This window comes from Sphingomonas sp. CCH9-F2 (assembly GCF_001556735.1).
Classification (GTDB): domain Bacteria; phylum Pseudomonadota; class Alphaproteobacteria; order Sphingomonadales; family Sphingomonadaceae; genus Sphingomonas; species Sphingomonas ginsenosidimutans.
On sequence record NZ_LSJO01000680.1, the window covers coordinates 1 to 8,504 of the forward strand.

The window sequence follows — 8,504 nt, forward strand, 5'->3', positions numbered from 1 at the left end:
GGCTGGCGCTGGCCGCGATCGCGGCGACGCTGGCGTTCCAGTCGATCGTGCCGGTTGCGCTCGACGCTCGCTACGTTCTGCCCGCGGTACCGTGGTGCGTCGCGCTGGCGGCGCTGGGAGTGGTGCGGGCGTGGCGCCACGGCGGCGCGGCGATGCGCGCCGCGGCGATCGCGCTGCCCGCCGCCGCGCTCGCATCGCCGGTGGTGGCGCTGGTCCGGCTGGAGCCCAAGCGTGACATGGCCGCCCCCACGATCGTCGCGGCGATGCGGCAGGATTCGTGGATCTGGATGGTCGACGGCCGCGCGGGGGGCGAAGGGGCGATCATCGCCGAGGTCGCACATCGCGACTGCGGGATGCGGACGATGTGGGTGGCGCGCGCGTCGCAATGGCTGGCCGGCAGCGACTTCATGGGGCGCGGCTATCACGTCATCGCGCGCACGCCCGACGCGGCGCGCACGATCCTGGACCGGATCGGCGTGTCGGGGGTGGTGATCGTGCGCGACCGGCTGCAGGATCCTTACCCGCACAGCGCGATCCTGCTGCGCGCGGTCACGCAGGGCGGCTATATCGTGACCCGCCACCGTTTCGCGCGCGGCCTGGGCGAGGTGATCGTCGCCCGGCGCGACGGCGCGGTGCTGCCGCATGTCCACGTGCTGGAGGACGCCATCGCGTCGAACAACCTGCGCGCGATGACGCGCCCGATGGCCCGCCCGGTGACACCTCCGGTGACGGGCGCGCCGGTGTCGCCCGTGGTCCGGGCGGTGCGACCGGTCGGCGGCGCGGGCCCCGTTGCGCCGGCAATCGCGGTGACGCCGCCGCCGCCGGTCGACCTGCCCGACCCGCAACAGGCCTATCCGCGCTGTCGCTGATCCCGCGTCGGGCGGTGACGGCACCGGCCGTCTGCGGCGAGCGGCCGCGACATGGGGAAATTGGCGGGAGCCCTGTCGCTCCACCGCCTGTGACGCTCGCCGTCGGCAATGCGCGCGGCGCGGGTCCGGGTGCGCCCGCCGCGCGCGTCGTCGCGCGGCGCGGCGGGCGGCACGATGCCGTCAGGCCTTGACGTGCTGCGAGATGTACTTGTTCATTTCGAACATCGTCACCTTGTCGCGGCCGAAGACCTTCTTCAGCTTCTCGTCGGCGAGGATCTCGCGCTTGTTCTCCGGGTTCTGCAGGTTGTTGGACTTGATATAGTCCCACACCTTGCTGATGACCTGGCTGCGCGGCAGCTTCTCGTTGCCGACGACCGCACCCAGTTCAGCCGACGGCTGCACGGGGGCATGGATGCCGCCGGTCTTGGGGGCAGCTGCGTCGGCCTTGGTCTTGGTAGCCATTACATTCCTTCCTGTTGCGCCGGCCAACGGGCCGGCTCCTCGCGGAATCACGCCTTCTTGAGCGCAGTGCGCTTGTGCGCCGCCTTTCCGCCGTTGTCACTCTCTACCAGATATTGCGGATCGTCCTTCGACGCGCGGACCGTGTGGCCCTTGATCGTGGTGTCGCTGGTCAGCGTCTTCTCGACCGTGCCGTGCGCGGTGCCGCCGTGCGACTTCCACGTGACCTCGTCACCCTTCTTCAGATCGCTCGCCATGTCGCCGCTCCCCATGTTGCCATTCGGTCGTGATGGACCGATCGGGTTAATCCGCGGGAGCGGCGCATGGTTGCGTCAGCGTCGCCGGATCAGAACTTGAACCCGGCGGCCACGCCGTAGCGGCGCGGCTCGATCGTGAAGATGTTGGTGAACGAGCCCGACGACTGATCGGTCACGTACATGCCGGTGGTCGAGTCGTTCCCGGTCAGGTTCTGCACGAAGCCGCGGACGTAGAAGCGGTCGTCGGGTGCGTTGACCTGGATCTGCGCGTTGACGACTTCGTATCCCGGCATCCGGTCGATCGGGTTCTTGTTGAAGATCGTGCCATAGGCATTGCCGGTGTAGTTGATGTCGGCACGCGGCACGACCGTCCATCCGCTGCCGCCCATGTCGACCGTATATTGCGCACCCACCGACCATTTGTAGGTGGGCGCGTTGGGCAGCTGGTTGCCGCGCACGTTCACCTCGACGCCCGAGCCGAGCACCTGGACGCCGCCGAACGCCGCGCCGATCGCCGCCGCCTGCGCGGTCAATGCCGAGCAGATGCTGAACGCGCCGTTCGCGGTGGTGCCGGGCACCGCCACTGGCGCGGCCAGCCCGACCGAGGAGTTGATCGCGGTGACGAAGGCGTTGGCGCCCGCGCGGTTGCCCGCGGTGGTCGGCACGACGGCGCAGTTCGATGCGTTGGTGATGTCCTTGATGATGACCGCGTCGGATCGGCCGCCCGACGGATCGCGCGGATTGGCGAGGAAGCGATCCGCCGACACCTTGGTCTTCAGGTAGCTGAAGTTGGCGTTGACGACGAAGCGCGGGATCGGGCTGAGCACCGCTTCGGCCTCGACGCCGTAGATGTCGGCGTTGATATTGTCGTTCACCGACGTGCGCGCGACGATCCGCGACAGCTGCAGATCCTTGTACTTGTAGTAGAAGCCGGTGAGGTTGATGCGCAGCGCGCCGCCGCCGAACGTGTTCTTCGATCCGATTTCGAACGCATCGACGCTTTCCGGCGCGAAGTTGGTCGGCACCGCGAACAGCGGCGACAGCGGCGGGTTGATGCCGCCCGACTTATACCCGCGCGAATAGGAGGCGTAGATCAGATTGTCGTTGGTGATCTTGTAGTCGATCACCGCGCGCCCGGTCAGGCGAGAGAAACTGACGTTGCCGATGGCGAACGCCTGGTTGCCGGGGATCGTCGGGTCGAAGTCCACCGCGCCGCTGTCCAGCTGCGGGAACGCGGTGGTGGCGCCATAGGGCACGGGGACGTTGGCCAGCGTGGTGCGCGCGCGCACCGATTTGTCGTCGTGGTTGTAGCGCAGGCCGATCGTCAGCTTCAGCTTCTCGGTCGCCTGGAAATAGGCTTCGCCGAACGCGCCCCACGACTTCAGCCGGAATTCGGGCGAGCTGCTGCGATAGAAGGGCGACGCCAGATAGGCCGCGCCCGCCGTCGGACCGGACCCGAGCAGGCCGGTGGCGTAATCCAGACCGAAGGCGTTGACGTAATAGTCGTTCTCTTGCTTGCTGTCGAAATAGATGCCGCCCAGCAGGAAGTTGAACGGCCCGTCGAACGAGCTGTCGATATGCGCCTCGGCCGAATATTGCCGCGCATGGTTGTACGAACGGTCGAAATCCAGGCTGGTCGGCGCGCAGACCGCGTTGCCGCCATAGACGCCGGTGTTGGTCGGTTCCGGCAGCGACTGGCACAGCGTGCCCGGGCCGTTGGGGATCAGATACTGGCGCACGTTGTTGAGCACCGCGCCCGGCAGCCCCGGCCGGCCGATCGCGTTCAGCAGGTTGAGGCCCGCATTGCCGGCATAGGAATTCTCGACCGCCAGATTGTAGTCGGACGTCGAATCGACGGTATTCTCCATATAGCCGCCGGTGATGTTCAGGCTGACCGGGCCGAAATCATGGAACAGCTTGACGGTATATTGCTGTTCCTCGGCGAAATAGGTCGGCTCGTAATCGATCCGCACCCGGCGCACGTCGGCCGGGTTGGTCACGCCCGCGAAGCTGTCCGCCGCCTGATAAACGCTGCCCAGCGCGAACGGCGCCAGCGCGCCCGCGCCGGAGATGGTCAGGAATTCGCGGCTGGTCAGGATCGTCGCCAGCGTGGAATTGGCGTTGGTGGTGCCGAACCCCGCGCCGTCGGGCGAACAGCCCAGGATGCCGGTGGAATCGCGGTTGCACAGCTGCTTCTGGATGCGGCTGCGATTGTCCTTCTCACGGAAGTAATAGCCGATCAGGTCGACGCGCGTATCGGGGCTCGGCTCCCACGACAGCGTGCCGCGCACCGCATACAGGTCGCGCCCGTCGATGCGGTTGCCGGTATAGTCGTTGAACGTATAGCCGTCGCGGTTCAGGTACGTGCCCGCCACGCGCAGCCCCAGCGTGTTGCCCAGCGGCAGGTTGAACATCGCCTTCACGCGCTTCGAATCGTAATTGCCGTATTCGAACTCGCCCGCGGCGCGGATCCCCGACAGGTCGGGCTTGGCCGAAATGAAGTTGACGACACCCGACGTCGCGTTGCGCCCGAACAGCGTGCCCTGCGGCCCGCGCAGCACCTCGACGCGTTCCAGATCAAAGAATTCGCTTTCGAACAGGCGCGTCGCCAGCAGCGGCATGTCGTTGACGTGGATCGCGGTCGCCTGGTCGCAGGTGACGCCGACGCACAGGTCGCCGATGCCGCGGATCGTGAAGCTGGAGGAGGTGAAGTTCGTCTTCGTGAAGGTGATGTTGGGCAGCGACTGCTGCAACGCCACCGGGTTGACGATCTGCTGCTTGTCCAGGTTGTCGGCGGTGAATGCGGTCACCGCGATCGGCACGTCCTGCAGCCGCTGCGACTGGCGCTGTGCGGTCACGACGATATCGGGGGCATAGCCAGCGGACGTGTCGGTCGATACGGAGGAGGGCGCTTCCTGCCCCGGGCCATTGGTCGGTGCGCCGTTCTGGGCGGTGGTGGTGGCGCCGGTCTGGGCGGCAACGGGTGCGGCCGCCAGCAGGCTGATGGCGGACGCGCACAGCAGGTCGAACTTCCTCATGAACATCCCCTCCGTAAGCCGCACGCGATCTTGTGTCGTCATGTCGGCGTTTGATGATGCGGTATGGAAGGTAGCGACCGAAAATTTCCGCCGTCAAACGTTTTTGCGTAGGATTCGTGCGGCGATTGCGGCGAGTGACAATAAAGCATCAATGGCCAAATCGAAATTCGGTCATGCTGCGTTGCGAAAGATGAAGGGTAAGTGAGAAACATGGCGGACGATCACGCACATACACCCCATGGCGACCCGGCGGACGGCGATCTGGTCGGCGGCGACGGCAAGTTGCCAGTGCCCGACGATGTCGCGGCGGCGGTGCGCACGCTGATCCGCTGGGCCGGCGACGATCCCACGCGCGAAGGGCTGCTCGACACGCCCCAGCGCGTCGCGCGCGCGTGGCGGGAATATTGCGCCGGCTATGCCGACGATCCGTCGAAGCACCTGTCGCGCGTGTTCGAGGAAGTCGGCGGCTATGACGAGATCGTCCTGCTGAAGGACATTCCGTTCCAGTCGCATTGCGAACATCACATGGCGCCGATCATCGGCAAGGCGCACATCGCCTATCTGCCGCGCGACCATGTCGTCGGCATTTCGAAGCTGGCCCGCGTCCTCCACGCCTATGCCCGGCGGTTGCAGGTGCAGGAACGGCTGACCGCCGAGGTCGCCGACTGTATCTGGAACGGCCTGAAGCCGCAGGGGGTGGCGGTGGTGATCGAGGCGAGCCACGCCTGCATGACCGCGCGCGGAGTGCGCACCCCCGGCGTCGGCATGGTGACCAGCCGGATGATGGGCGTGTTCCGCGACGACGAGCGCAGCCGCAAGGAAGTGCTGTCGCTGATGGGCATGGCCTGAGCGTGTCGGAAGGGGGGCTGGTCCTCGTCACCGGCGGCGCGAAGCGGCTGGGCGCGGCGATCGCGCGCGCGGTCGCGGCCGCCGGCTACCGCCCGGTGATCCATTACGGGACGTCGCGCGCGGCGGCGGAGGCGCTGGCGGCGGAGCTGGGCGGGCAGGCGATCCGGGCCGACCTGGCCGATGCCGATGACGTCGCCGCGCTGATCCCCCGCGCCGCCGCCGATGGGCCGGTGTTCGGGCTGGTCAACAGCGCCTCGCTGTTCGAATTCGACCGGCCCGAGGCGATCGACCCGGCGCTGGCGGCGCGGCTGCATGCGGTTAACGCGATCGCCCCCGCCCGGCTCGCCGCCGCACTCGCCGCGCAGCCGGGGGGCGAGGATCGCGCGGTGGTCAACCTGCTCGACCAGAAACTGGCCAACCCCAATCCGGATTTCTTCTCCTATACGCTCAGCAAGGCCGCGCTGGACAGCGCGACGGTGCTGCTGGCGCAGGCGTTCGCGCCGCGCATGCGGGTCAATGCGGTCGCCCCCGGCTTGACGCTGCCCAGCGGCGAGCAGAGCGCCGAGGAGTTCGACCGCACCGCCAGCGCCAACCTGCTGCAACGCCCGGTCGGTGCCGATGCGGTCGCGGCGGCGGTCGTCTATCTGCTGGGCGCGCGCAGCGTCACCGGGCAGACGTTGTTCGTCGATGCCGGCCAGCGCTTCATGAAGCGCGACGGCGACGTGATGTTCGAAGGGCGCGCACATGGCTGATTACACGATCATCCTGTCGGATCTCGCGGTGTCGATGCGGCTGGGCATCCACGCGCACGAACAGGTGCCGCAGCGCGTGCTGCTGTCGGTGTCGATGACCGTCCGCTACGACACGCCGCCCGATGCCGACGCGATCGAACAGGTGCTCGATTACGATGTCGTGCGCACCGGCATCGCCGCGCTGGCGCAGGGACCGGGGTTCGCGTTGCAGGAAACGCTGGTGGAGGCGGTCGCCGCGCTGTGCCTCGCCGACCCGCGCGTGCGCGAGGTGCGCGTGCGATCGGTCAAGCCCGACGTCTATCCCGACGCCGCCGTGGGCTGCGAGATCGTCCGCACCCGCGGCTGAGCGGCGGCCCTGCGCGCGGCCGCTTTTGCCAATCCGTCATGCCGGACGTGTTCCGGCATGCACCGTGCCGCATGCGCACCAAGCGTCGGTCGTGCGGAACGGTGGACCCCGGAACAGGTCCGGGGTGACGGGCAGGGCACGGCCTGTCCTACACCCAATGTTCCCATTATGTTCCGCCCATCCCAATCAAAGGAGCGGAACATGATCGACGAGTTGATCGATGCGGTGATCGACCGGGAGGGCGGGTTCGTCCGACATCCGGCCGACCGTGGCGGCGCGACACGCTTCGGCATTACCGAGGCGGTGGCGCGCGCCAACGGCTATGCCGGCGACATGCGGCATTTCACCCGCCCGGCGGCGCAAAGCATCTACCGCCGCGCCTATTGGCTCAACCCGGGGTTCGATCGCGTCGCCGAACGCTCCCCGCGCGTCGCGGCGGAATTGTTCGATACCGGGGTCAACATGGGGCCGGCGGTGGCGACCGCCTTCCTTCAGCGCGCGCTCAACGCGCTCAACCGCGGCGGCAGCGATTATCCCGACGTCGTGCTCGACGGACGCATCGGCGCGCAGACGCTCGCCGCGCTCGACCGCTTCCTGGCGACGCGCGGGGTGCGCGCGCCGACCGTGCTGGTGAAGGCGATCGAGGCGTTGCAGGGCGAACGCTATCTGACGCTCGCGGAACAGCGCCCCGCAAACGAGGCGTTCCTGTACGGCTGGCTCGCCAACCGCATCGGCTGACGCGAAGGGGGAGGGACACGACATGGCATCACTGATCGACGGCATCATCGCGCCCATCGCCGGGCTGATCGACAAGATCATCCCCGATCCGAAAGCGCGCGAGGCGGCCAAGCTGGAACTGCTGCGGATGGAGGGCACGCAGGAGCTGGAGCGCATCAAGACGCAGATGGCGGCGGTGCTCGCCGAAGCCGCCTCGCCCGACCCATGGACCAGCCGCGCGCGCCCCAGCTTCCTCTACGTGATGTACGCGCTGCTGCTGTGGAGCATTCCGATGGGGCTGATCGCCGCGGTCCAGCCGGACATGGCGCTGGCGATCGGGCGGGGCATGAACGCCTATCTCAACGGCCTGCCGGAACCGCTCTACGCGCTCTTCGGCACCGGCTATCTCGGCTACACGGTCGCGCGCGAATGGGGGAAGGCGCGCGGGAAATAGCGTGGCGCAAGTCCGGAACGCCGTATCTGTTCCGGCATCTACCTTGCCGCAATCGCACCAGCCGCTGGTTTCGAGGAATGCTGGACCCCGGCCTACGCCGGGGCGACGGAAGGGAGAGGGGGGCGGCTAGACCCCCCGCCCGGTACGTCACCCCAGCGAAAGCTGGGGTCTCCCAGGGGGGACTACCCAATGGAAAGGTCCCAGCTTTCGCTGGGATGACGGCACGATTGCCAAGAACCGTGGAAACGCCGCCCCGTCCTACCCCCGCCGCGCCAGCCGTTGCGGATCGGGTGGCAGCCGCATGTGCGCGCCGTGCGCGGCGTCGAGATATTCGGTCGCCATCTGGTAATGCGCGCGGCACACCGCGGGGTCTTCTGCCTCGGCTGCCAGCCGCAATTCGGTCTCGGCGCGGATCTGGAAATACAGGCGGTCCTTGTCGGTAATCATCGTCACTCAATCCTTGGACCTGCCTATGGCCTGAGCGCCCGACAAGTTCCATCGCTCCGGTTAAGTGCGCCGCAATATCGGCGCAAAACCGCGCGGGGCTTGCCGGACCCGCCGGCCGCTCCCCATATCGCGCGCCATGAGCGGGAACGATCCACACGCCATGCCGGTCTGGCACGGCACCACCATTCTTTCGGTCCGGCGCGGCGGCAAGGTCGTCGTGGCGGGCGACGGTCAGGTCTCGATGGGGCAGACCGTGATGAAGCCCAATGCGAAGAAGGTCCGCCGGCTGGGCGCGGACGGCAAGGTGATCGGCGGG

The 8,504-nt window shown here is 67.7% G+C and carries 11 protein-coding genes and 1 pseudogene; 8 read left to right on the forward strand and 4 right to left on the reverse strand.

Translation table 11 applies throughout. From position 1 onward, the window contains the following. A partial coding sequence (locus AX685_RS22955) for a hypothetical protein (RefSeq protein ID WP_197418729.1) occupies window positions 1–869 on the forward strand: 869 nt, incomplete at its 5' end. A gap of 180 nt (window positions 870–1,049) precedes the next feature. Here the strand turns inward: AX685_RS22955 and AX685_RS19530 are convergent. From AX685_RS19530 to AX685_RS19540, 3 genes are all read right to left on the reverse strand, one after another. Next, window positions 1,050–1,331: an SWIB/MDM2 domain-containing protein gene (locus AX685_RS19530; protein ID WP_066491748.1), complete on the reverse strand. Its 282-nt coding sequence runs from the start codon at window positions 1,329–1,331 to the stop codon at window positions 1,050–1,052. Window positions 1,332–1,378: 47 nt separating this feature from the next. After that, entirely contained in the window at window positions 1,379–1,585 is a 207-nt protein-coding gene (locus AX685_RS19535) for a DUF2945 domain-containing protein (protein ID WP_066491772.1), read from the reverse strand. Between the two features lie 89 nt (window positions 1,586–1,674). Continuing rightward, window positions 1,675–4,623, reverse strand: a complete 2,949-nt coding sequence (locus AX685_RS19540; RefSeq protein ID WP_066491774.1) for a TonB-dependent receptor — start codon at window positions 4,621–4,623, stop codon at window positions 1,675–1,677. Here AX685_RS19540 and AX685_RS22110 point away from each other — a divergent pair. From AX685_RS22110 to AX685_RS19565, 6 genes are all read left to right on the forward strand, one after another. After that, window positions 4,622–4,828: a hypothetical protein gene (locus AX685_RS22110; RefSeq protein ID WP_156445948.1), complete on the forward strand. Its 207-nt coding sequence runs from the start codon at window positions 4,622–4,624 to the stop codon at window positions 4,826–4,828. The genes AX685_RS19540 and AX685_RS22110 overlap by 2 nt on opposite strands. A gap of 5 nt (window positions 4,829–4,833) precedes the next feature. After that, on the forward strand, window positions 4,834–5,472 hold the full coding sequence (gene folE, locus AX685_RS19545) for a GTP cyclohydrolase I FolE (RefSeq protein ID WP_066491750.1): 639 nt from the start codon (window positions 4,834–4,836) through the stop codon (window positions 5,470–5,472). Window positions 5,473–5,474: 2 nt separating this feature from the next. Beyond that, window positions 5,475–6,224 (forward strand): SDR family oxidoreductase, encoded by a 750-nt coding sequence (locus AX685_RS19550; RefSeq protein ID WP_066491752.1) that lies wholly within the window; start codon window positions 5,475–5,477, stop codon window positions 6,222–6,224. Continuing rightward, on the forward strand, window positions 6,217–6,570 hold the full coding sequence (locus AX685_RS19555; RefSeq protein ID WP_066491758.1) for a dihydroneopterin aldolase: 354 nt from the start codon (window positions 6,217–6,219) through the stop codon (window positions 6,568–6,570). The genes AX685_RS19550 and AX685_RS19555 overlap by 8 nt, the downstream gene beginning before the upstream one ends. Window positions 6,571–6,771: 201 nt before the next feature. Next, entirely contained in the window at window positions 6,772–7,308 is a 537-nt protein-coding gene (locus AX685_RS19560; RefSeq protein WP_066491765.1) for a glycoside hydrolase family 108 protein, read from the forward strand. A 22-nt stretch (window positions 7,309–7,330) separates the two neighbouring features. After that, window positions 7,331–7,741 carry a holin family protein gene (locus AX685_RS19565; protein WP_066491767.1) on the forward strand — a complete coding sequence of 137 codons (411 nt, stop codon included), beginning with the start codon at window positions 7,331–7,333 and terminating at the stop codon, window positions 7,739–7,741. A 258-nt stretch (window positions 7,742–7,999) separates the two neighbouring features. Here AX685_RS19565 and AX685_RS19570 read toward each other — a convergent pair whose 3' ends face one another. Continuing rightward, window positions 8,000–8,194, reverse strand: a complete 195-nt coding sequence (locus AX685_RS19570; RefSeq protein WP_425442650.1) for a hypothetical protein — start codon at window positions 8,192–8,194, stop codon at window positions 8,000–8,002. Window positions 8,195–8,348: 154 nt separating this feature from the next. On the opposite strand from AX685_RS19570, the pseudogene AX685_RS19575 reads away from it, so the two are divergent. After that, window positions 8,349–8,504, forward strand: a pseudogene (locus tag AX685_RS19575) (HslU--HslV peptidase proteolytic subunit); the annotation flags it as partial.